We start from the raw sequence: 21,889 nt of genomic DNA on the forward strand, positions 1-21,889 counted from the left end.
AACGAGCCGGGTCATCAGCCCCAATGAAAAAGGGCCTGCTGTGACAGGCCCTTTTTCATTTTCTGTGGTTCCGAGGGTCAGGCCTCGGCCTTGTTCAGCCACTCCACCCTGTACTGGGCGCCGGCGCCTTGCGCCAGCTTGGCGCACAACGGCTTGAGGAAGGCTTCAATCTGCTCGTCCAGCATCCAGGGGGGGCTGACGATGAGCATGCCGGAGCCGTTCATGCCCCAATCGGCAGTCTGGCCGGCCACTTCCAGCTCGGCCACCAGGACGTTGCCGAAGTTCTCGCGCTTGATCGCTTTGAGCATGTCGCGGGACTTGTCCGCCTCTTGCCCGAGGATGGGATACCAGAGGGCGTAGATGCCGGTGGCCCAGCGCTTTTGCGCTTTTTTAAGGGTATCGACCACGGCGAAGTAATCTTCCTTCAGCTCATAGGGGGGGTCGATGAGCACCAGGCCGCGGCGCGGGGTGGGGGGCAGCAGGGCCACCAGCCCCTCGAAGCCGTCGCGATGGTGGACGGCGACGCGGGGGTCGTACCCCATGTTGGCGCGAAGATCCTCCACCTCGTTGTTGTGCAGCTCCATCAGCGCCAGCTTGTCCTGATCGCGGATAAGGCGGCGGGACAGCTCCGGCGAGCCGGGGTAGTAGTGCAGCTGGCCATCGCTGTTCATCTCCTCGATGACACCCAGATAGGGGGCCATGGCAGACCACTGGGCCCGCTCATCCCACAGGCGTTTGATCCCGTCGGCGTATTCCGCCTTCTTCTGGGACCAGTCGCCGCGCAGGTCGTAGAGACCGCCACCGGCATGGGTGTCCAGCACGATGAAGGGTTTCTCCTTCTTCTTGAGGGACTCGATGATCAGGGCCTGGACGGCGTGTTTGAGCACGTCGGCGTGGTTGCCGGCGTGAAAGGCGTGGCGGTAGCTCAGCATATGAGATCTCTGAGGGGGCCCTGCTGGGCACCCAGTAACGATAGATAGTGAAACAGGTTGCGGCTGTCGCCGCGAAACAGGGCGAGGGTGCGCAGGGTCTGCAGCAAGACCCCCTGTTGCAGCCGCTCCAGCTCCAGTTCGTGGGCCAGCATGGTCTGGTACTCCTCGGCCCCCACCCGTGACTTGGCCTGCTGGCGCAGGGTGCGCCAGGGGAGCAGCACCGCCTCGGTCTGTACCAGGGCCGGTTGCAGATCCGTGAGATCGACCGGGATCCTGAGCAGGTCGAGGTGGTGCAGCAGGAACGCCAGGTTAACGTTGCCCCCCATGCTTTGCACGTGGAGCCAGTCCTGGCTGCGCTGGCCATAGGCGCCTGTGCTCCATGTCCAGAACTCGGAAGGGGTGGGCAGGGCGTCGGGGCTGACCCGCTCGCTGGCCATCAAGGCTTCATCACGCAAAGAAGGCCTGCTCCATGGTTTCCAGCTCTTCAGAGAGGCTCATCCACTCCAGCTCGACGTGCTCCAGCTCCTCCTTGAGGGGGCCCTGGGACTTGAGCAGCTCGGAGAGCTTGCCCTTGGCGCTCTCTTCATAGATGGCGGGATCGGCGAGCTGCTCTTCCACCGCGGCCAGCTTGGCCTGCAGTTTCTCCATGCTGGTTTCGAGCTTCTCCAGCTTCTGGCGAAGCGGCCGGGTCGCTTGCCGGAACTGGGCTTCGAGGCGCTTCTGATCCTTGCGCGCCACCGCCGAGTTGGCGGAGACGGTGCCATCTGCCGGCTTGGCATTGGCCTCTTTCTCCTGCTCGCCGAGCCACTTGTGGTAGTCGTCGAGATCCCCATCGAAGGGCTCGACCCGGCCGCCGTGGACCAGATAGAAGTCATCCGTGGTGGTGCGCAGCAGATGACGGTCGTGAGAGACCACCACCATGGCGCCCTCGAACCCTTGCAGGGCCATGGTCAGGGCGTGGCGCATCTCCAGATCCAGGTGGTTGGTCGGTTCATCCAGCAGCAGCAGGTTGGGCTTTTGCCAGGTGATGAGGGCCAGCACCAGACGCGCTTTCTCACCGCCGGAGAAGGGGGCCACCTTGTCGAGCACCTTGTCGCCGTGAAAACCGAAGCTGCCGAGGTAGTTGCGAAGCTCCTGTTCGGTCTTGTCCGGGGCCAGGCGCACCAGGTGATCGAGGGGGCTGTCATCGAGGCGCAGGGTTTCGAGCTGATGCTGGGCGAAGTAGCCGATGCTCACCCCGGCGCTCACCTCCAGCTTGCCGGAGAGGGGCGGGTTGGAGCCCGACAGCATCTTGATGAAGGTGGACTTGCCCGCGCCGTTGCGACCGAGCAGGCCGATGCGCGACCCCGGCACCAGGTTGAGCTTGATCTTCTCCAGGATCACCTTGTCGCCGTAACCGGCGCACAGGTTCTCCATGGCGATGAGGGGAGTCGGCAGGGCCGAGGGCTCGCGAAACTCGAAGCTGAATTCGGAGTCGGCGTGGGCGGGCAGTATCTTCTCCATCCGCTCCATGGCCTTCAAGCGGCTTTGGGCCTGACGGGCCTTGGAGGCCTTGTAGCGGAAGCGGTCCACATAGGATTGCATGTGGGCCATCTCCCGCTGCTGCTTCTCGTACATGGACTGCTGCTGGGCCAGGTGCTCGGCCCGTTGCAGTTCGAAGTCGGAGTAGCCGCCGCTGTATTCGTTGAGCTTGCCGTTCTCGATATGGATGATGCGATTCACCACGGAGTCGAGGAAGTCGCGGTCGTGAGAAATGAGCACCAGCGTGCCCTGATAGCCCTTGAGCCACTTCTCCAGCCAGATGACGGCGTCGAGATCCAGGTGGTTGGTCGGTTCATCCAGCAGCAGCAGATCGGAGCGGCAGAGCAGCGCCTGGGCCAGGTTCAGGCGCATGCGCCAGCCACCGGAGAAGCTTCTGACCGGCGAGTCGAGCTGATCGCCGCCAAAACCCAGACCGTGCAGCAGCTCGGCGGCGCGGGCGCGAATGCTGTAGGCACCTATGGTATCGAGCTTGCCGTGCAGCTCGGCCACCAGCAGACCGTTGTCATCCGCCTCGGCCCGGGCGAGCTCGGCCTCCAGGGCGCGGAACTCCTTGTCGCCGTCGATCACGTACTCCAGGGCGGAGCAGTCCAGCGCCGGGGTCTCCTGGGCCACGCCGGCAATCTGCCAGCCGGCGGGCAGGCTGAAGCTGCCGTTGTCGATGGCCAGCTCGCCCCGCACCAGCGCAAAGAAGGTGGACTTGCCACAGCCGTTCTTGCCCACCAGGCCCACCTTGTGGCCGGGGTGTATGGTGGCGGACGCGTTGTCCAGCAGCGTGCGGCCGCCGCGGATCAGTTCGATTTGACTGGCAACTATCATGGATGGGTCTGCTTGGCTCGATTGAAGGAGAGAAACTGGCGCGGATCTTACGTGAAATGACACAAATTTGCACTTGAGGGCGGGGGGGATGGCTGCCGCCGGAAAAACGTGTCATAACAGAGACATCTGGGGGGCAGGAGGCTGACCATGTTGATTAAAGAGATCATGACGACCCGGGTCGCGACCGTTTCCATGGATGACAGGCTGAGCGTCATCAAGGAGATCTTCGAGCAGGCCCATTTCCGCCACCTTCTGGTGGTGGAAGAAGAGGAGCTGGTGGGGGTCATCTCGGACCGGGATCTGCTGCGTGCCATCAGCCCCTATCTGGACACGGATGCCGAGATGAACCGGGACACCGAGACCCTCAACCGGCGCGCCCACCAGATCATGAGCCGTGAACCCATCACCGTCTCCCCCGAACGCTCCCTGAAAGAGGCCGCCGGCCTCATGCTGGAGCACCAGATCTCCTGCCTGCCTGTGCTGGAAAACGGCGCCCTGGTGGGCATAGTGAGCTGGAAGGACCTGCTGAGGGTCATGCGCGGCTGGCAGCCGGTCTGACGAGGCGGGGAACATAAGCGGGGAGTCCGTGTCGCCCGGCAGGGCTTCCCTGTTTCTCGCCTTGCTGAAGTATTAAACTGCATTTATCCCGTTTTATAGATCACTTGTATTGCTATTTTGATTTTCTTGGTCATAAATTCCGCAAAAATTATTTCGCGTGACACTATGTGTCGCGGCGTCAGCTCGAATTGACGCTTTTATAATTAATCGTTCGCCGCTTCAGTTCCCATCAAGGTTTCCGGATCTACCTTAGGCCATCGGCACATCAACCGATCATCACGACCGAACTCTGGTCTGACAGAGAGTGCTTACACCTGAGGAAAGAACAATGAAAAAGACAGCATTGACGATGGCCATCTCCAGCCTGCTGCTGGCCGGTGGTGCACAGGCCGCCAACGTTTACGATCAGAATGGTACCAAACTGGACATCGGCGGCCGCGTCAACGGCATGTACTACGGCACCGATGACAACGCCACCGAAGGCGATGCCAGCTACCTGCGTCTGCACATCGCAGGTGAAACCAAGGTTGACGAGGATCTGACCGCGTTCGGCTTCGCCGAGTACAACCTGCCGGTCTCCGGTTCTGACAACGACGAGCTGCGTTACGCCTATGCGGGCATCAAGCACGATCGCTTCGGTGCCTTCAGCTACGGCCGCCAGGACGGTCTGTTTACCAAGGCGGTGAACAACTACACCGACGTGCTGCCGGAGTGGGGTGGTGATGGTCTGGGCAAGGACACCGAGGTGTTCGGCACCGGCCGTACCAACGGCCTGGCCCAGTACATGTACAACTGGCAGGGGCTGACCCTGGGTGCCCAGTTCACCGGCAACAACGACCCGCAGAACGCGAGCCGCAGCGAGCGCGTCGGCCCGAACAGCACCTGGAGCCCGAAAGGTTCTTCCGAGGGGTATGCCCTCTCTGCCAACTATGACTTCAACATGGGCCTGAGCCTGGGTGCCGCCTACAACCAGGCTGGCAAGACCGACGAACAGGCCGAGAACGTGAGCTTCGGCGGCGACAACGACGCCAAGCTGTTCGGGGTGGGCGCCAAGTATGCCGTCGGCAACCTCTACATGGCCGCCACCTACTCCCACGGTGAAGATCACCTCTTCGTGGACACCGGCTCCATGCGCGGTTACGCCGAGAAGATGGATGGCTACGAAGCGGTCGTGCAGTACAACATCACGCCGAAGTTCAAGCCCTCCCTGGCCTACCTGCGTACCGACGTGAAGGACAGCGCTCACGGCATTGATGACACCGCGACCGAATACGTCTCCGTGGGTGCCTGGTACAACTTCACCGACAACTTCAATGCCTACGTGGACTACAAGATCAACCTGCTGGACGAAGTGGGTTCCACCGGCAAGAACAGCCTGAACAAGTCCACCGACGACATCGTCGCCGTGGCCCTGCAGTACAACTTCTAAGTCGTCCCGGACGCACTGCACATCCCAGGACCGGCCCATGTGGCCGGTCTTTTTGTTGCTGGCGGACCGCGCTGGATGACAAGAGCGGCACGCCGGGGTTCAGCAATGGCCCCGTGTGGTCGATACCCTTGTTGTCGGGGCCGGTGCGTGGCTGTGCTTGCCATGAGGCAGTGATGGGGCGATGATCACGCCCCGTGGTCAAGATCCTATCTTTCCTCGACGCTTTTCATTATTTCTATATAGGCTTGCGTTGTCCCGACAGGGAAAGCGGGGCTGGTTGGCATGTCGCAGCTCCGGTGCGGGGCAATTTCGGGAAATGGACGTAAGGGCGTTATATGGCGAGCATATTGGATTCAGTGGATCAACGTACCCAGCTTGTAGGGGAGAATCGCCTGGAACTGCTGATGTTCCGTTTGGGTGCCCAGCAACTGTTTGCGATCAACGTCTTCAAGGTGCGGGAAGTGGTCAAGCTGCCCCATCTGAACAAGATGCCGGGGTCCCACCACAACATCAGCGGTGTTGCCAACATTCGCGGCGTCTCCATCCCCGTCATCAACCTGCGCGGTGCCATCGGGATGCGTCCCATGGCCATCGATCAGGAGTCCAACCTCATCATCACCGAGTACAACCGCACCATTCAGGGATTCCTGGTGGGGCAGGTGGCCCACATCGTCAACATGACCTGGAAGGACATACTGCCGCCGCCCCGTTCGGCGGGTCGTGCCAACTACCTCACCGCCATTACCCGCATCCCGGAAGGGGGCGTCGACCAGATCGTCGAGATCATCGACGTGGAGAAGGTGCTGGCGGAGATCATCACCTATGACGTGCGTATCTCGTCCGAGGTGCTGGACGAGGAGATCCTGCCCCAGATGCAGGGACGTCGGGTGCTCATCGTCGATGACTCCAGCACGGCCCGCAACCAGGTGCGCGAGACCCTCGCCCAGCTCGGGCTCGAGGTCATCGAGTGCCAGGACGGCTTGCAGGCCCTCAAGCTGCTCAAGGGGTGGTGCGATGCGGGCAAGAAGGTGACCGACGAGATCATGCTGATGATCACGGACGCCGAGATGCCGGAGATGGATGGTTATCGCCTGACTCACGAGGTGCGCAGCGATCCGCGCATGTCCGATCTCTTCATCACCCTGAATACTTCCCTGAGCGGCAACTTCAACGAGGCCATGGTCAAGAAGGTGGGGTGTGATCGCTTCATCTCCAAATTCCAGCCCGACTTGCTGGTGGACGTGGCCCAGCAGCGGATGCGGCAGATCCTGGGCCGTTGAACCCGGCACGCCGAACCATGAAAAAGCCCCCGCCATGCGGGGGCTTTTTGCTGGGCAAGGGGAAGGGCCATGGGCCCGGCCACCGGGCTATTGTGTCAGCAGAGGCTCGACAAAGCGGGCGACCTTGTCGCGGATCCGGGGCTGGGCGGCGGCTGTCGGGTGCAGTCCATCGTTCATCATGAGTTCAGGGCGCAGCACAATATCATCCAGAAAGAAGGGCATCAGCGGCAGGTCGTTGGCCTTCGCAAGGTCCGGGAAGATCTGCTCGAACTGCTGCAGATAGCGCGCCCCATAGTTGCGGGGCAGCAGGATCTGGGTCAGCACCGTCTTCGCCTGGTGCGCCCGGGTGAGCTCGATCATCTTGGTCAGGTTGGCCCGGGTGATGGCGGGAGCAAAGCCCCGCAGCCCATCGTTGGCGCCGAGTTCGATCAACACCCAGTCCGGTTTGTGGGTTTCGAGCAGGGCGGGCAGGCGGGCCAGGCCGCCCTGGGTCGTTTCACCGCTGATGCTGGCATTGATGAGGGTGTGTTCTCCCCCCTGCTGCTGCCACTTTTCATTGAGCAGGGCAGGCCAGCTCTGTTCGGCCTGCATCTGGTAGCCGGCACTCAGGCTGTCGCCCAGTACCAGCAGGGTCTGGGCCTGGACGGACGCTGCCCAGCAGCACAGGCAACTCACGGCAAACAAGAGACGCATCATGCAGTCAACTCCCACGTTCTATTGTCATTACAGGTTCAGGCAAACAGGATACCCAAGATGAGTTCAACGCCCATTATCGCCGTCAGGGGGCTCGGTAAAACCGTTCGCCTCGGTCAGGAAAGCCTCACCATCCTTGAAGGGATCGATCTGCAAGTCAATACCGGCGAGACGCTGGCGCTGGTCGGTGCGTCCGGTTCCGGCAAGTCCACTCTGCTCGGTTTGCTGGCCGGTCTCGATCTGCCGAGCAGCGGCGAGATAGAGATCCTCGGCCACTCCCTCACCCGGCTGGACGAGGAGGGACGCGCCAGGCTGCGGGCCGAGCAGGTGGGGTTCGTGTTCCAGTCGTTCCTGCTGCTGCCCACCCTGAGCGCCCTGGAAAACGTCATGTTGCCGGCCGAGCTGCGGGGGGAGACCGACAGCGAGCCCCGTGCCCGGGAGCTGTTGGCACAGGTCGGTCTGGGAGAGCGGTTGCACCACCTGCCGCCGCGCCTCTCCGGCGGCGAGCAGCAGCGGGTCGCCATTGCCCGTGCCTTCATGACCCGCCCCAGCCTGCTGCTGGCGGACGAGCCCACCGGCAACCTCGACAGCAAGACCGGGGAGACGGTGATCGAACTGCTGTTTCGTCTCAACCGCGAGCACAACACCACCCTGGTGGTGGTGACCCATGACCATGAGCTGGCCCAGCGCTGCCAGCGACAGCTGGTGATGTCAGCCGGGCGGCTGGAGGCTCAGGCTGTCATGGCGGCCAGGGTGGGAGAGCTGTCATGAGTCATTGGAGACAGAGCTGCACCAGGGGATCGTTGGCAGCAGCATGGACGGTGAGGGAGGCGTCATGAGTCAGTGGCGACTGGGATTGAAGCTGCTGCGCCGGGAAGGGTTCAGCGGGGAGCTGCGCTGGTTTGTGCTGGCGCTGGCGCTGAGCGTCGCCTGCGTGCTCAGCGTGGCCCTGGTGGCGGATCGGCTGGACGCGGGGCTCAAGGCCTCCGGGCGGGATTTCATCGGAGGGGACAGGGTGCTGCGCTCCGCGACGCCGGCACCGGCAGAGTGGCTGGCGCAGGCGCACCAGGAGGGGCTGGCCGTGCAGACCACGGTCAGCTTCAACAGCATGCTGTTTCACGGCGATACCCTGCAACTGGCCTCCATCCGCGCCGTGCCCGGGGATTTTCCCTTCTACGGCAAGCTGGAGCTCACTCCCCAGCGCGCCCCGGCACCCGGCGAGATCTGGCTCTCCGCCAGGGTGATGCAGCTGCTCGGCGCCAAGGTGGGGGAGGCACTCGAGGTCGGCAACACCCGGCTGACGGTGGCTGGGGAGCTGGGCCAGGAGCCGGATCAGGGGTTCAGTCCCTTCCAGATGGCGCCAAGGGCCTTGATCCACAGCGCCGATATCGAGGCGACCGGGGCCCTGCTGCCGGGCAGTCGCCAGCAGTGGCGCTATCTCGTCAAGGGGCCCCGTGACGCCATCGCCCGCTATGAGGCCTGGCTCAACCCCAGGCTGAGCGCCGGGCAGAAGCTCGTCAAACCCGACGATCAGGGTACCCAGGTGGGGAAATCCCTGGGCAATGCCGAGCGCTTCTTCCGTCTGGCATCCCTTGCCGGCGTGCTGCTCGGCGCCCTGGCCATGGGGATAGCGGTGCGCCATTTCGCCGAGCGCCAGACCAACATGGTGGCCCTGCTCAAGACCCTGGGGGCCTCGCGGCGCACCCTGTGGCAACTGATGGGCACCCTGCTGTTCTCCCTGACCCTGGTGGGGGCCCTGATGGGGCTGGTGGCGGGCAGCGCCATGCAGTGGCTGACCCTGAACCTGCTGGGGGATCTGCTGCCTGCGGATCTGCCGCCCCCCTCCTGGCGACCCTTCGCCCTTGGCCTCGCGGTCGCCTTCTTCATCACCCTGATGCTGGCGTTCGTCCCCTTCCTGAGGCTGCTCAAGGTACCGCCGCTGCGGGTGCTGCGCCGGGAGCTGGAGGCGGGGATCCCCCCCTGGCTGACGGTGCCCGTGGGGCTCATCGGGCTGTTTGCCCTGGTGTGGGGCTTTACCGCCGACATCAGGCTGGCCTGCGGGCTCATCGGCGGCATGGGGGTGTTGATGGCGCTGCTGGCCCTGCTCGCCTCCGCGCTGCTGCGCCTTGGCAGTCGGCTCAAGGGGCCCCATGCCCTGCGCCTGGCCATCAATCACCTCTCCCGGGAGCGGGGCAGTGGTCTGTTCCAGCTGGCGGGCTTCGCCCTGGCCCTGATGCTGTTCGGGCTGCTGTGGGCGGCGCGGGTCGATCTGCTGGAGGATTTTTCCACCCGGTTGCCTGCCGACGCCCCGAACCGCTTCCTGGTCAATGTAGCGGACAGCGAGCGGGAAGGGATCCTGGCCGATCTGCACCAGGCCGGGGCCATCACCTCGGACTTCTACCCCATGGTGCGCGGGCGCCTGACCCGTATCGCCGGTGAGGCGGTGGGGGAGGATGCGGCGCGGGAGGGGGTGGACAGGGAGCTCAACTTCACCACCACATCGGCCCTGCCCGCCGACAACAAGGTCACTGCCGGTCAATGGCTGGCCGGCAAGGGGGAGGTCTCCGTCGACGAGGCGCTGGCGGGACGGCTCGGCATCGCGCTCGGAGACGTGCTCGGCTTCACCATAGAGGGGCAGGCGTTCGAGGCCAGGGTGACCAGCCTGAGGTCCATCAAGTGGGACAACATGAGGCCGAACTTCTACATGATCTTCTCGCCGGATGTGTTGGCCCCCTTCTCCCAGACCTGGCTCGGCAGCTATCGTCTACCGCCTGAGGGGCGAGGGGCAGAGGTGGAACTCATCCGCCGCCACCCCACGGTGAGCCTCATCGATGTGGAGGATCTGATAGGCCGCCTCACCCTGGTCTCCGATCAGGTGAGCCGCGCCCTGGGGCTGATGCTCGGGCTGGTGACGGTGGCCGCCCTGCTGGTGCTGCTGACCCAGACCCAGGCCGGCATGGCCCATCGCCGCCGGGAGCTGCTGCTGATGCGCACCTTGGGGGCGGGGAGCGCCCTGCTCGAGAAGATGCTGCGCTGGGAGCTGGTGGCGAGCGGTGCCCTGGCGGGGCTCTGCGCCGCCATGGTGGTGGAGCTCTGCTCCTTCGGTCTGCAGTGGTGGTGGGAGGGGGCGCAGTGGCAGTTCCACTGGGCCATCTGGGTTGCACTCCCCCTGCTTGGGGCCGTGCTGGTGACCCTGGCCGGACAGGGCATGCGCCGCCAACTGCTGGCGGGTACCCTGAGCGACCGGCTCAGGGGACTGGGGCAGGGGCTGCTCTGATAGCTCGACACATCCCGACCTCGGTCGGGATGTGTCATTGGGTCAACGGGGTGAGTGCAGCAGATTGTCCAGAGCGCCGGGCAGGGCCGGGAAACTGAAGTGAAAACCGGCCTGCTGCAAGCGGGCGGGCAGCACGTGCTGTCCGGTGAGCAGCAGATCCGCCGCCTCTCCCATCAGGAGTCGCAGGAGGGGGGCCGGTACGAAGAAGAGGTGCGGGCGATGGAGCGTGGCGGCCAGGGTCTCGCTGAATCGGCGATTGCTGACCGGTTGCGGGGCCGTGCCGTTGAAGATGCCCTCACACTCGCTGTGCTCGATGAGAAACAGCATGGCCCGCACCAGATCCTGCACGTGGATCCAGCTCATCATCTGGGTGCCGCTGCCCATGGGGCCGCCGAGGCCGAGGCGGTAAGGGGGCAGCATCCTGGGCAAGGCGCCCCCCTCCATGCCGAGTACCAGGCCGATGCGCAGGATGCAGACCCGGGTCTGGGCTGAGCGGGCCTGCTGGGCAAGCTGCTCCCACCGCTGACAGAGACGGTGGGTGAATTCGTCGTGAGGGCTCTGGCATGTTTCATCCAGAGGGGCGTCATCCTGGCGGCCATACCAGCCGATGGCGGAGGCATTGAGCAGCAATCTGGGGGGCGTGCTGGAGAGTTTGACGAGATCCACCAGCTGTTCGGTCAGCAGCCAGCGGCTGTTGCAGAGCAACTGCTTGCGGGACTCGCTCCAGCGTCCGGCGGCGATGGGTTCGCCGGCCAGGTTGATGACGATGTCCACGTCATTGAGGTGATCCAGCCTGTCCAGACTGTCCAGCAGGGTGACATCGTGGCCGAGCAGCTCGTAGGCCCGGCTGCCCTGGCGGGTCAGCACGACTACTTCGTGCACCACCTTGAGGTGTGCCACCAGACGGCGGCCGATAAACCCCGTGCCCCCCGTGATCAGTATCTTCATGTCCTGCCTCCCTGACGCTCTAGGGTCTACTCTAGAGCCTGGGTGCCCGATGGACAAGCTCCTGTTTTTATGAGCATTATGATTTTTGTCTTCCAAGACGCCGCCCCCTTTGTCCACGGGGTTGCCGGGCGTTGCGACCACGGGGGGCGCCGTGGCGCGGCGGTATCAGGGGCTCATTCCGGCTTGCCAAACGGGCGCCAGCGGGTAAACTCGAGCGCTTTTTCGCCATGTTCATGAGGGCCGTTATGCCATTTCGACGTTTGAAGGTGCGTCAATTCTATGTCCGGCTGCTCTGTGCCTTGCTGGCCGGTCTGTTGCCCATGCTCCTTGGGCTCGTCATCGTCATCTGGCAGACCTCCACCGGCGTGAAACAGGATGCGGTGGCGCGCCTGGAACATGCCAGGGTCATGTTCGACCGCACTCTGGACAATGCCCAGTTGGCGGCGTCGGCCCTCACCGGCAGCCTGGGCAGGCCCTGTCTCGAGGTGGTGCAGGGGCTCAGGGATCAGGTGGCCACGGTGCCGGATGTGCGCAGCGTCAACCTGGCCAGGGGGGATCGGATCTACTGCTCTTCCCTCTATGGCCCGGTCGATGGCGGCATCAAGCTGGATGACTATGTCGGGGGCAGGCTAGACCTGATGAAGGGCAACCCGGTTACCCCGAATCGCCCCCTCATCGCCTACCGGGAAGAGGTGGGCGAGTTCAGCGTGCTGGTGGGGGTCGACGGCTACTACCTGCTCAACATCCTGGACATGCTGAGCCGCAACTCCCCACTGGGGCTGGTGGTCGGCAACGAGATGCTGCTGCGAAACAGCGAACTCACCGACAAGCTGATCCCCAAGGATCGCAATGGCTATCTCGAACAGGTCTCGACCAGGTACCCGTTCAAGGTCGTGACCACGGTGTCGGTGGATGAGTACCGTGCCCACATCTGGGACTACTCCAAGGTGGGCGTCATTATCTATCCTCTGCTGAGCCTGCTGCTCGGGGTGGCGGTCTTCTGGCTGATGGGCCGTTCGACTTCGCCGGCCCAGGAGCTGAAACGGGCACTGTCCCAGCAGGAGTTCATCCCCTATCTGCAACCCGTGGTGAACGGGGAGGACGGCCAATGGAGCGGTTGTGAGGTGCTGATGCGCTGGCAACACCCCCGTCAGGGGATGATCTCGCCGGATCGCTTCATTCCCCTGGCAGAGGACAGTGGCCTCATCGTGCCCATGACCCGGCTGCTGATGGCGCAGGTGCGCGAACAGTTTGCGGGCAAGGCGCACCATCTGCCGCGAGGGTTCCACTTCGGCTTCAACATCAGCGCCAGCCACTGCAAGGATCTGAGCCTGGTGGAAGATTGCCGGGATTTCATCAACGCCTTCAAGGGGAATCCCATCAAGCTGGTGCTGGAGCTGACCGAGCGCGAGCTCATCGTGGCGGACGAGACGACGGACCGGCTCTTTGCCGAGCTGCATGCCCTCGGGGTCTTCATCGCCATCGACGATTTCGGCACCGGCCACTCCAGCCTGACCTACCTGCAGACCTTCCAGGTCGACTTCCTCAAGATCGATCAGAGCTTCGTCGGCATGATTGGGTCGGACGCGCTCTCCAGCCACATCGTGGAGAACGTCATCGATCTGGCGACCCGGCTCGGTCTGCAACTGGTGGCGGAAGGGGTGGAGAATCAGGTGCAGGCCGACTATCTGAAGGCCCGCGAGGTGACCTTCCTGCAGGGCTACCTGTTTGGCAGGCCCATGCCCATGAAGGAGTTTGTCAGCCAGCTGGCCGGCCAGGGGCGCTGAGGGGAAAGCGCGAGGCAAAAAAAACCAGCGACCGGGTCGCTGGTTTTTTATGGCCGGATGGCTCAGAGCATGCGGGCCAGGGCGCGGCACAGACGCTGAACACCCTCTTCCGTGGTCGCCTCATCCACACAGGAGAAGCTCAGGCGCAGGGTATTCTGGATCTCGGGGCGCACATAGAAGGGGGCGCCGGGCACGAAGGCCACCTTCTCCTTGATGGCCTCGTCGAACAGGGCCATGGCACTGACGCTGGGCGGCAGGGTCAGCCAGAGGAACATGCCCCCTTCGGGACGGGTGTAGCTGACGCCGGGCGGACAGTGGCGGGCGAGGGCGGCTTCCATGGCGGCACGCTGGCGACCATAGACCTCCTTGATCTTCTCCAGATGAGCGTCGAGGGAGTTGTCGGTCAGGAAGCGGTGCAGCACCTGCTGGCTGAAGGCGTTGCTGTGCAGGTCGGTGGCCTGCTTGGCGATGGTGACCTTCTTGCGCAGCCAGTCCGGCACCACCATCCAGCCCAGGCGGAAGGCGGGTACCACCGTCTTGGAGAAGGACCCGAGCAGTACGGTGTTGTGGGGGGCCAGCTTGGCGATGGGGGGCAGGTGCTCCCCTTCGAAGCGCAGCTCGCCATAGGGGTCGTCTTCCACCATCAGCAGATCGTGGCGCACCAGGCGCTCCGCCAGGGCTTCCCGGTTGGCGCGGCTGTAGGAAACACCGCTCGGGTTCTGGAAGTTGGGCACGCCGTAGAGCAGCCTGGCGCTGGAGCCCTGCTCCAGCAGCGCATCCAGCGCGGCCAGATCCAGCCCCTCTTCCGCCAGGGTGATGGGCTTGAAATTCGGTTGATAGACGGAGAACGCCTGGATGGCGCCAAGGTAGCCCGGCTCTTCGATGATGAGATCCTGCCCCTCGTTCACCAGCACCTTGCCCAGCAGATCCAGCGCCTGCTGGGAGCCGCTGGTGATGAGGATGTTGTCAGGATTGACGGCCATGCCGTGGCGGCTCAGGTAGCGGTCGGCGATGAACTGGCGCAGCGGGGCAAAGCCCTCGGTGGTGGCATATTGCAGCGCGGCGGCTCCCTGCTCGCGCAGCACGTCCTGGCACGCTTGCTCGATGGCCTTGACCGGGAACAGATGGGGGTTGGGCAGGCCGCCGGCGAAGGAGATGATCTCCGGATTGGCGGCAACTTTGAGGATTTCGCGGATAAAGGAAGGCTCGACCTTCTCGAAGCGCTGGGCAAAAAACGGCTGCATAGGGTTCTCTCTGACTAGGTGGCGGTCGCTCCATTCAACCGCCAGGTTATCCGTTTGTATCAGATTTCAGAAATGAGGCAATGGCTGTCACAAAAATCCATAAAAAAGGGCAGGTTTGGTACCTGCCCGAATTTTATCGTCCCGACCCCGGTCAGGGGCGCAAAAACCCCTGTCAGGGGGGCATCGGGCGGGATGGGGGTCAGAGCCCCGGCGCCTTGAGGAAGCGGATCATCAGGTCGGTATTGGCCCCGAGCTGCTGCTCAATCCGGCCCGGGAAGAGCTCGGCCATCTTGTCGAGGCGATCATGCTCCGTGTGCCAGATCTTGCCCCACTGGGTCTCGCTGTCCCGGTCGCAGGCGCTCTTGGTGGCGTCGTCGTAGCAGTCCCACAGCGCCGGATTGGTGCTCTGGGAGTAGCCGTCATAGCCATCTTCCCCGTTGATGGTGAAGTTGGTGGCCTCCACGTAGGCGATGGGCACCCCCAGGCAGGCAAAGGGGGCATGATCGGACCAGCTGCCGGTCTCCCCTTCCGGGTAGCCGCTGTAGCTGGGGTGGATGGCAAACGGAGTGGCGGTCTGCTTGGAGATGGCCAGCAGGCGATCGCGCACCTTGGGATCGAAGCTGTAGCGGCTCGGGTCGGCGCAGTTGTACTCGGCCACGTCGGAGTGGGCCGAGTGGACATAGACGATGTCGCCCCCGGCGATGGTGTCGTAGTTCACCATGGCCAGCAGCTTGGCGACGGCGTCGGTGTCGAGGCTGGCGGCATAGGCTTTGGAGCCGTTGAGGCCGTTCTCCTCGGCGCCGAAGAAGGCGAAGCGCACCGTGTAGGGCAGGGTCTCTCCCTTGAGTGCCTCGGCAACCGCCAGCAGGGCGGCGACGCCGGCCCCGTTGTCGGTGGCACCTTCGGATCCTTTCTTCTCGCCGGTGCTGTCATAGTGGGCACCGATGAGGATCACCCTGTCGCTCTGACCTTTGAGCTCGGCGACGATGTTCTGGGAAGTTCGGTCTGTGCCGCCCCGGGTGTAGGTGAACGGCTGATTCTGCACCTCGTAGCCCCAGCCGGCCAGGTGATCCTGGATCCAGGCGGCGGCGCGGGTTTCGGCCTCGGTGCCTGTGGGGCGAGCGCCTATCCCTTCTGCGCCAGAGCTCAGTTGCACCAGAAATTCATGGGCTTGAGCCGCGGGGGCAGGGGGTTGGGAGTCGTTGTCAGAGGGGTTGCAACCGGCCAGCAGGGCAGGCAGGACGAGGGCCAACAGGGTTTTCTTCATACTGCAATCCTTTGTTGTATATGGTTTTATTTTTCCGCGTCAGGATGAACCCGACGTCCGGCAGATTCTGTGAAGGGGGTGGCATTTGTCAACCTTGCCGGTGGATGTGGGCAGTCCCGGGGGATTTGTTGTGGGAAACACTTGCGCCTTGTGCCTATCTTGGGATAATTCGCTCCCCTGTTTTTGCGAACTGATGCAATAACGAGCGATCCATTTATGTCGGCTCTCTTCCAGAGCGATGCAATAATGAGCAATTTACTATGTCTGTGACCCAAGATGTGTTTAACGAAGACGGCAAGTTCATGCGCAAGATCCGCAGCTTCGTCCGTCGCGAAGGCCGCCTGACCAAAGGGCAGGAGAAGGCCCTGGAAGAGCTCTGGCCGGTCATGGGCATCGATTTCGCACCAGAGCCGCTCGACATGGTGGCCCTGTTTGGCCGCGAGGCACCCGTGGTGCTGGAGATCGGGTTCGGCATGGGCGCCTCCCTGGTGGAGATGGCCAAGAACGCCCCCGAGAAGAACTTTATCGGCATCGAGGTGCACTCTCCGGGTGTGGGCGCCTGCCTTGGCACCGCCCAGGAGGCGGGCGTCACCAACCTGCGCGTCATCTGCCACGATGCGGTGGAAGTGCTGGAGCACATGATCCCGAACGGTTCTCTCTCCTGCCTGCAGCTCTTCTTCCCGGACCCCTGGCACAAGAGCCGCCACCACAAGCGTCGCATCGTGCAGCCTGCCTTTGCCCAGGATATCCGCCAGAAGCTTGCCATCGGTGGCGTCTTCCACATGGCCACCGACTGGGAAAACTACGCCGAGCACATGCTGGAGGTGATGAGTGCCGCCGAGGGGTACGAGAACACCTCCGCCACCGGCAACTGGGTGCCCCGTCCCGACTGGCGCCCCCTGACCAAATTCGAGCAGCGTGGCCATCGTCTGGGCCACGGTGTCTGGGATCTGATTTTCAAACGAGTCAACTGAGTCAACGTATCAACTAAGGAGCTATCATGGCCAACCGTAGCCGCCGTCTGCGTAAGAAACTGCGCGTCGATGAATTCCAGGAAATGGGGTTCGACATCAGTTTCAACTTCCCAGTCGGCACCGCCGAAGAGACCATTGATGCCGTGGTCGATGCGCTGATCGACGAGGTGATTGAGCCTCGCAAGCTGGCCTTCGCCGGCTCGGGTCACCTGGCCTGGGAAGGGATGATCTGCACCCAGCAGCTCGGCAAGTGCTCCGACGAAGACCGTTCCGCCGTTCAGACCTGGCTGCAAGGCAAAGGGCTGGAGGCCGTGGTGGTCACCGAGCTGTTCGATCTCTGGTACGGCGAGCCGGCCTGATATCTGACTGCCTCCCGGGCAGATAGAAAATCCCGCCGCCGGCGGGATTTTTGTCGGTGGGCTGGCCCCGCCTCGTTTCACGTCATGGAATAGCCAATGGTGTTGTCATCCGAATTACTGGCCGGCATCCTGGAAGAGGTGCGTCCGCTGCTCGGGCAGGGGAAGGTGGCCGATTACATTCCCGCCCTGGCCCAGGTGCCTGCCGACCGGCTGGGGATCGCGGTCTGTACCGTTGAAGGGGAATTGTTCACCGCAGGTGACGCTTTCGAGCCCTTCTCCATCCAGAGTATCTCCAAGGCCCTGAGCCTCACGCTGGCCTTGACCCTCTATCAGGAGGAGGAGATCTGGGCCAGGGTGGGCAAGGAGCCCTCCGGCCAGCCGTTCAACTCCCTCGTCCAGCTGGAGTTCGAGCAGGGTATTCCCCGCAACCCCTTCATCAACGCCGGTGCCCTGGTGGTGAGCGATCTGCTGGAAACCCGGCTCACCGCTCCTCGCCAACGCACTCTGGAGCTGGTGCGCCGCCTGTGCGGCAACCCGGCCATCATGGCGGATCAGGTGGTGGCGCGCTCCGAGTACCAGCACTCCGCCCGCAATGCCGCCATCGCCTATCTGATGAAGGCCTATGGCAACTTCGAGAACGAGGTGGACAAGGTATTGCAGAGCTACTTCAATGCCTGCGCCATCCGCATGAGCTGCGTCGATCTGGCACGAGCCTTCGTCTATCTGGCCAACCGGGGCGTGCCACTTGGCGAGAGCACGCCCCTGCTGCCGGCCCGTACCACCAAGCAGGTCAATGCCCTGCTCGCCACCTGCGGCCTCTATGACGAGGCGGGCGACTTCGCCTACCGGGTCGGCATGCCGGGGAAATCCGGGGTGGGGGGCGGCATCATGGCGCTGATCCCGGGAGAGCTTTCCATCTGCGTCTGGTCACCCGAGCTCAACAAGGCGGGCAACTCCCTGGCCGGGACGGCGGCGCTGGAGCTGCTGGCCGAGCGCCTGGGCCGCTCCATTTTTTAACTCTCTTCACTATGCATCGAGACGACATCATGAAACGAATGACTGGACTGTGGCGAAGCTGCCTGACCGCCTTGCTGCTCTGGTGTGCCTGGCCCGCCCTGGCCGCCGAGCTGCCCCCGCTCTCCCTGGCGGATGCCAAGGGGAAGGAGGCGGTGATCCTGGATACCCGCCCGAGCTATTTCTACCAGGGCTGGCCCATGGACGGGGAGAAGCAGGGGGGCCATGTGGCCGGTGCCGAGCTGCTCTCCGCAGAGTGGAAATACAGTGACGAGGAGTGGCCTGCGGCACTCGCGAGCAAGGGGCTGAAGGCCGACAAACCCGTCGCCCTCTATGGGACCCCTCGCGAGGTGGCCGAAGTGGCCCGTCTGCTGCGCCAGCAGGGCATCAAGCAGCTGTTCGAGCTGCAGGGATGGAAAGAGGCGCCCCGGGAGCATCTGGCACGCTGGCAGCAGCTGGTCCATCCGCTCTGGCTGGCAGACTTGCAGGCAGGCAAACCGGTCATCGCCGCCCCCAAGGGGGAGTGGAAGGTGTTCGAGGTGGACTGGGGATCCCCCAAGGCCTATCTGCTGAGCCACATTCCGGGAGCCGGCTACATCGACACCAACCGGCTGGAAGGGGAGCCGCTGTGGAACAAGGTCTCTGACGAGGCGCTCAAGGCGCTGCTGCTGGAGAACGGCATCCGTCATGACACCACCGTCATCCTCTATGGCCGCAACACCATGGCGGCGGCCCGTGCGGCCCATCTGATGATGTATGCGGGGGTCGAGGATGTGCGGCTGCTGGATGGCGGGCTGGAGGCCTGGTTCGTGCAGCATCTGCGCACCGAGACCGGGCTGGCCAACAAGTTCACCCCGGCCAAGGAGTTTGGCGTGGCCATCCCGGCCCATCCCGAGTACTACACCACCCTTGACCAGGCCAAGGCCCTGCTCAAGCAGCCGGACGGCGCCCTGGTCAGCGTGCGCACCTGGGACGAGTTCGTGGGCAATACCTCGGGCTACAGCTACATCAAGCCCAAGGGGGACATTCCCGGGGCCAGATGGGGTCATGGCGGGGTGGATGCCAACAGCATGAGCGACTTCCACAACCCGGACGGCACCATGAAGCCCGCCCGCGAGATCCTCGCCATGTGGGATGAGTGGAATATCGAGCCGACCCAGCAGGCCGCTTTCTACTGCGGCACCGGCTGGCGCGCCTCCGAGGCGTTCTTCTACGCTTGGTTGATGGACTGGAAGCGGATCAGCGTCTACGACGGCGGTTGGTTCGAGTGGAGCATGGATCCGGCAAACCCCACCGTCACCGGCGAGCGCAAGCCGGGCAAGTAACTAATAATCCAGAGCAGGCCGGACAGATGTCCGGTCTTTCTTTTCTTGATAGATCATTTTCAATGGCTATAGCAGGTGGATTCTTTCTGTGAATCCTGTTGCTGCAATCAAGGTAAACGGGCCATCCGGTTGAGCTAGGCTTCACCTATCACCGCCAGGGTGAGCGTGAAGAAGGGGAGAGTGATGAAAGCTGTGATGATGCTGGTTTGTCTGTTGGGATTGGCGGGGTGCAGCTCCCAATACATCATGAGCACCAAGGATGGCAAGATGATTGCCACCGACAGCAAACCCAGGTTGGACGAGACCACAGGCATGTATCGCTATTACGATGAAGAGGGGCGGGAGGTGCATATCAACAAGGACGACATCACCCAGATCATGGAGCGTTGAGGCTCTCCTCAAGCAACAAGGGCTGCCCGCGGGCAGCCCTTGTTATTTTTGGCGCTCATGCCGTCTGGGGCACTTGACGGTTGACCTGGCCGGCAAACAGCTGGTGGAAGCGGGAGTGGGAGTTGGCCAGCAGGCTCACCGGCGAACCCTGCTCCACCACGGTGCCGGCCTCCATCACCACTACCTTGTCCACCGACAAGAGCGGTTCCAGATGGTGGGCGATCACCAGATAGCTGGCCTCCGGCCGGTAGCGGTAGAGCAGCTCCGCCATCTTGCGCATGCCGCCGTGATCGAGGTCCGAGGTGGCCTCGTCCAGCACGATGAGCGGGCGGCGCGACAGCAGTATGCGGGCGATCACCAGCAACTGGGTCTCGCCAGCGGAGAGTTGCAGCCTGTCGAGATCCTCGTCCAGCCGTCCGGCGCAGCGCTCGGCCAGCCCCACCCGGGCCAGTGCCTGTTCCAGTGCCGCGTCGTCATGCTCAGTCAGGGGCGCCAGGTTGGCCCGCAGAGTACCGAAGAAGGTGAGCGGGATCTGGGAGACGGTATCGTAGAGATCGCGCACCGCCTCCGGTGCAAGTCGTGACAGTGGCTGATTGCCGTAGAAGATCTCTCCCTGGGAGGCAGGATACATGGCCTGCAATACCCCCAGCAGGGAGCTTTTGCCTGCCCCGGTACGCCCGCACACACCCACCTTTTCACCTGGGGCCAGCTCGAAGTTCACCTTGTGCAGTGCCCACTGGCTGGTCTGGGGGTAGCGCAGCCCCAGGTTGTCGAAGCGCACTGCGGGGTGAGGGGTGGCGAGGGCCTCTCCCTCCTGGCGTTCGCTCTCTATTTCGCTGTATTCGCGCACCCGTTCCACCGCGTTCATCACCTGTTCCACTTCGGCAAAGGTGCGGATGAGGGAGTTGAGCATGGCGGAAGCGGTAAAGGCATAGGTGATGGCAACCGCCCCCAGCAGCGGGCTGTTGCCAAAGGCCACCATGAGTGCCACGGCCCCCACCAGGGCGGCGGAGAGCAGGGTCTGGTGCATGCCGAGCCAGCGGTTGATGGAGGTGGTGGTGTACCAGCTGCGCAGGTTGTTGTCATAGTGGTGCAGCACCTGGTCCAGCGCGAAACGCTCGGCCCCGGCCAGGCGCAGGGCGGGGGCGCCGCGGATGGTCTCGCTGATGCTGATGTAGAGCGGGGAGCGCAGCACCGAGGACTGGCGCCGCAGCTTGAGTTGCACCGCCCGGTAGCGGCGCTGCAACACATAGAGCGCCCATCCCACCAGGGGGGCGATGAGCAGCAGCAGGGGAATATTGATGCCGATCACCACCACCTGCAAGGCCACGGACACCAGCATGCCGAACAGTCCCACCAGCATGGAGAGCAGCATCTCCTGCGCCTCCCCCAGATCCCGGTCGAAGCGGTTGAGGATGCGCCCCTGGGGCACCTTGTCGAAGAAGGCCATGGGGGCGCGGCTGATGCGCCCCAGCATGCCGTCAAACAGGGTCCAGGCCAGCTTGAGGCCGAGTTTGTAGTTGATGACCCGTACCGCCATGATGCAGGCGAGGGAGCCCGCCCCCAGCAGCACATAGATGCCGAGCAGGGTCGTGACGTCGCTCACCTCGGCCTTGCCGCCGAGCCAGAGATCCGAGGCGATGCGCAGCCCTTCCTGGCCCAGGGTGAGCAGCAGGACGAGCAGGATGGCACCGGGGGCGGCGAGGCGCTGCCACATGAAGCCAAACAGCCCCCAGTCCACCTTGCCCTCCACCACTTTCTCCTCGCTGAACTGCTCCGCCTCCTGAGGGGGCACCGGCGGGGCGGGCTGGGGATGCTGGACAAGATCCGCCAACTGGTGGGCATCGAGCTCCACCAGGCTCCCCTGCTCGATGCGGATCACCCGATCGCACCTGGCCAGCACATCCGGGTCGTGGCTCACCAGGAGCCGGGTCGGCCCCGGCTTGAAGGCGAGCCCCTGCTCCAGTACCTGGGCCGCGACCATGGGGTCGAGCGCAGACAAGGGGTTGTCCAGCAGCAGGATATCGGCCCGGGCGTAGAGGGCGCGAGCCAGG

The 21,889-nt window shown here is 63.6% G+C and carries 19 protein-coding genes; 11 read left to right on the forward strand and 8 right to left on the reverse strand.

Going from position 1 to position 21,889, the window contains the following annotated elements:
- Positions 1 to 77: 77 nt before the first annotated feature.
- The 3 genes from AACR77_RS03845 to AACR77_RS03855 are packed head-to-tail and all read right to left on the reverse strand — an operon-like array spanning position 78 to position 3,290.
- On the reverse strand, positions 78 to 932 hold the full coding sequence (locus tag AACR77_RS03845; protein ID WP_042879855.1) for a 23S rRNA (adenine(2030)-N(6))-methyltransferase RlmJ: 855 nt from the start codon (positions 930 to 932) through the stop codon (positions 78 to 80).
- A complete protein-coding gene (locus AACR77_RS03850; protein WP_042879857.1) occupies positions 926 to 1,387 on the reverse strand; it encodes a DUF2390 domain-containing protein in 462 nt (153 codons plus the stop codon). Before AACR77_RS03850 ends, AACR77_RS03845 begins: the two co-directional genes overlap by 7 nt.
- Positions 1,380 to 3,290 carry an ABC transporter ATP-binding protein gene (locus AACR77_RS03855; protein ID WP_042879860.1) on the reverse strand — a complete coding sequence of 637 codons (1,911 nt, stop codon included), beginning with the start codon at positions 3,288 to 3,290 and terminating at the stop codon, positions 1,380 to 1,382. Before AACR77_RS03855 ends, AACR77_RS03850 begins: the two co-directional genes overlap by 8 nt.
- A gap of 147 nt (positions 3,291 to 3,437) precedes the next feature.
- Here AACR77_RS03855 and AACR77_RS03860 point away from each other — a divergent pair, with 147 nt between their 5' ends.
- From AACR77_RS03860 to AACR77_RS03870, 3 genes are all read left to right on the forward strand, one after another.
- The gene (locus AACR77_RS03860; RefSeq protein ID WP_010675511.1) at positions 3,438 to 3,848 is read left to right on the forward strand and encodes a CBS domain-containing protein; all 411 of its coding nucleotides are present in this window, start codon (positions 3,438 to 3,440) and stop codon (positions 3,846 to 3,848) included.
- 328 nt (positions 3,849 to 4,176) lie between these two features.
- A complete protein-coding gene (locus tag AACR77_RS03865; RefSeq protein ID WP_039040188.1) occupies positions 4,177 to 5,277 on the forward strand; it encodes a porin in 1,101 nt (366 codons plus the stop codon).
- Between the two features lie 335 nt (positions 5,278 to 5,612).
- Positions 5,613 to 6,557 carry a chemotaxis protein CheV gene (locus AACR77_RS03870; RefSeq protein WP_041212426.1) on the forward strand — a complete coding sequence of 315 codons (945 nt, stop codon included), beginning with the start codon at positions 5,613 to 5,615 and terminating at the stop codon, positions 6,555 to 6,557.
- An 87-nt stretch (positions 6,558 to 6,644) separates the two neighbouring features.
- Here AACR77_RS03870 and AACR77_RS03875 read toward each other — a convergent pair whose 3' ends face one another.
- Complete coding sequence (locus AACR77_RS03875) at positions 6,645 to 7,253, reverse strand: arylesterase (protein ID WP_039040186.1); 609 nt, start codon at positions 7,251 to 7,253, stop codon at positions 6,645 to 6,647.
- Between the two features lie 57 nt (positions 7,254 to 7,310).
- On the opposite strand from AACR77_RS03875, the gene AACR77_RS03880 reads away from it, so the two are divergent.
- Positions 7,311 to 8,021, forward strand: a complete 711-nt coding sequence (locus tag AACR77_RS03880; RefSeq protein ID WP_042016058.1) for an ABC transporter ATP-binding protein — start codon at positions 7,311 to 7,313, stop codon at positions 8,019 to 8,021.
- A gap of 64 nt (positions 8,022 to 8,085) precedes the next feature.
- Positions 8,086 to 10,527: an ABC transporter permease gene (locus AACR77_RS03885; protein WP_042879885.1), complete on the forward strand. Its 2,442-nt coding sequence runs from the start codon at positions 8,086 to 8,088 to the stop codon at positions 10,525 to 10,527.
- A 42-nt stretch (positions 10,528 to 10,569) separates the two neighbouring features.
- On the opposite strand, the gene AACR77_RS03890 is transcribed toward AACR77_RS03885, so the two are convergent.
- Positions 10,570 to 11,475, reverse strand: coding sequence for a TIGR01777 family oxidoreductase (locus AACR77_RS03890; protein WP_042879862.1), 906 nt, complete (start codon positions 11,473 to 11,475; stop codon positions 10,570 to 10,572).
- 245 nt (positions 11,476 to 11,720) lie between these two features.
- Between AACR77_RS03890 and AACR77_RS03895 the strand changes: the two genes are divergently transcribed.
- Positions 11,721 to 13,262 (forward strand): EAL domain-containing protein, encoded by a 1,542-nt coding sequence (locus AACR77_RS03895; protein ID WP_042865013.1) that lies wholly within the window; start codon positions 11,721 to 11,723, stop codon positions 13,260 to 13,262.
- A 62-nt stretch (positions 13,263 to 13,324) separates the two neighbouring features.
- On the opposite strand, the gene AACR77_RS03900 is transcribed toward AACR77_RS03895, so the two are convergent.
- Entirely contained in the window at positions 13,325 to 14,506 is a 1,182-nt protein-coding gene (locus AACR77_RS03900) for an aminotransferase-like domain-containing protein (RefSeq protein ID WP_041215746.1), read from the reverse strand.
- Between the two features lie 199 nt (positions 14,507 to 14,705).
- Entirely contained in the window at positions 14,706 to 15,773 is a 1,068-nt protein-coding gene (locus tag AACR77_RS03905) for a M28 family metallopeptidase (RefSeq protein WP_042879864.1), read from the reverse strand.
- Between the two features lie 260 nt (positions 15,774 to 16,033).
- Here AACR77_RS03905 and trmB point away from each other — a divergent pair, with 260 nt between their 5' ends.
- From trmB to AACR77_RS03930, 5 genes are all read left to right on the forward strand, one after another.
- Complete coding sequence (trmB, locus tag AACR77_RS03910) at positions 16,034 to 16,747, forward strand: tRNA (guanosine(46)-N7)-methyltransferase TrmB (protein ID WP_010675501.1); 714 nt, start codon at positions 16,034 to 16,036, stop codon at positions 16,745 to 16,747.
- Between the two features lie 26 nt (positions 16,748 to 16,773).
- Positions 16,774 to 17,106, forward strand: a complete 333-nt coding sequence (locus AACR77_RS03915) for a YggL family protein (protein ID WP_042879866.1) — start codon at positions 16,774 to 16,776, stop codon at positions 17,104 to 17,106.
- A 96-nt stretch (positions 17,107 to 17,202) separates the two neighbouring features.
- The gene (glsB, locus tag AACR77_RS03920; protein WP_010675499.1) at positions 17,203 to 18,123 is read left to right on the forward strand and encodes a glutaminase B; all 921 of its coding nucleotides are present in this window, start codon (positions 17,203 to 17,205) and stop codon (positions 18,121 to 18,123) included.
- Between the two features lie 38 nt (positions 18,124 to 18,161).
- Complete coding sequence (locus AACR77_RS03925) at positions 18,162 to 19,445, forward strand: sulfurtransferase (protein ID WP_370736844.1); 1,284 nt, start codon at positions 18,162 to 18,164, stop codon at positions 19,443 to 19,445.
- A 183-nt stretch (positions 19,446 to 19,628) separates the two neighbouring features.
- Positions 19,629 to 19,835 (forward strand): YgdI/YgdR family lipoprotein, encoded by a 207-nt coding sequence (locus AACR77_RS03930; RefSeq protein WP_041215736.1) that lies wholly within the window; start codon positions 19,629 to 19,631, stop codon positions 19,833 to 19,835.
- 55 nt (positions 19,836 to 19,890) lie between these two features.
- Here AACR77_RS03930 and AACR77_RS03935 read toward each other — a convergent pair.
- Positions 19,891 to 21,889 (reverse strand): ATP-binding cassette domain-containing protein (locus AACR77_RS03935; protein ID WP_042879869.1); only part of this gene is annotated, 1,999 nt, incomplete at its 5' end.

The sequence above is a fragment of the Aeromonas sp. ZOR0002 genome, from assembly GCF_963866995.1.
Classification (GTDB): Bacteria; Pseudomonadota; Gammaproteobacteria; order Enterobacterales; family Aeromonadaceae; genus Aeromonas; species Aeromonas caviae.

Coding starts and splice junctions, on each gene's coding strand:
- AACR77_RS03875 (WP_039040186.1), bottom strand. CDS start 7,253: ATGATGCGTCTCTTGTTTGCCGTGAGTTGCCTGTGCTGCTGGGCAGCG.
- AACR77_RS03915 (WP_042879866.1), top strand. CDS start 16,774: ATGGCCAACCGTAGCCGCCGTCTGCGTAAGAAACTGCGCGTCGATGAA.
- AACR77_RS03870 (WP_041212426.1), top strand. CDS start 5,613: ATGGCGAGCATATTGGATTCAGTGGATCAACGTACCCAGCTTGTAGGG.
- AACR77_RS03900 (WP_041215746.1), bottom strand. CDS start 14,506: ATGCAGCCGTTTTTTGCCCAGCGCTTCGAGAAGGTCGAGCCTTCCTTT.
- AACR77_RS03855 (WP_042879860.1), bottom strand. CDS start 3,290: ATGATAGTTGCCAGTCAAATCGAACTGATCCGCGGCGGCCGCACGCTG.
- glsB (WP_010675499.1), top strand. CDS start 17,203: ATGGTGTTGTCATCCGAATTACTGGCCGGCATCCTGGAAGAGGTGCGT.
- AACR77_RS03925 (WP_370736844.1), top strand. CDS start 18,162: ATGACTGGACTGTGGCGAAGCTGCCTGACCGCCTTGCTGCTCTGGTGT.
- AACR77_RS03890 (WP_042879862.1), bottom strand. CDS start 11,475: ATGAAGATACTGATCACGGGGGGCACGGGGTTTATCGGCCGCCGTCTG.
- AACR77_RS03905 (WP_042879864.1), bottom strand. CDS start 15,773: ATGAAGAAAACCCTGTTGGCCCTCGTCCTGCCTGCCCTGCTGGCCGGT.
- AACR77_RS03845 (WP_042879855.1), bottom strand. CDS start 932: ATGCTGAGCTACCGCCACGCCTTTCACGCCGGCAACCACGCCGACGTG.
- AACR77_RS03885 (WP_042879885.1), top strand. CDS start 8,086: ATGAGTCAGTGGCGACTGGGATTGAAGCTGCTGCGCCGGGAAGGGTTC.
- trmB (WP_010675501.1), top strand. CDS start 16,034: ATGTCTGTGACCCAAGATGTGTTTAACGAAGACGGCAAGTTCATGCGC.
- AACR77_RS03880 (WP_042016058.1), top strand. CDS start 7,311: ATGAGTTCAACGCCCATTATCGCCGTCAGGGGGCTCGGTAAAACCGTT.
- AACR77_RS03865 (WP_039040188.1), top strand. CDS start 4,177: ATGAAAAAGACAGCATTGACGATGGCCATCTCCAGCCTGCTGCTGGCC.
- AACR77_RS03895 (WP_042865013.1), top strand. CDS start 11,721: ATGCCATTTCGACGTTTGAAGGTGCGTCAATTCTATGTCCGGCTGCTC.
- AACR77_RS03860 (WP_010675511.1), top strand. CDS start 3,438: ATGTTGATTAAAGAGATCATGACGACCCGGGTCGCGACCGTTTCCATG.
- AACR77_RS03930 (WP_041215736.1), top strand. CDS start 19,629: ATGAAAGCTGTGATGATGCTGGTTTGTCTGTTGGGATTGGCGGGGTGC.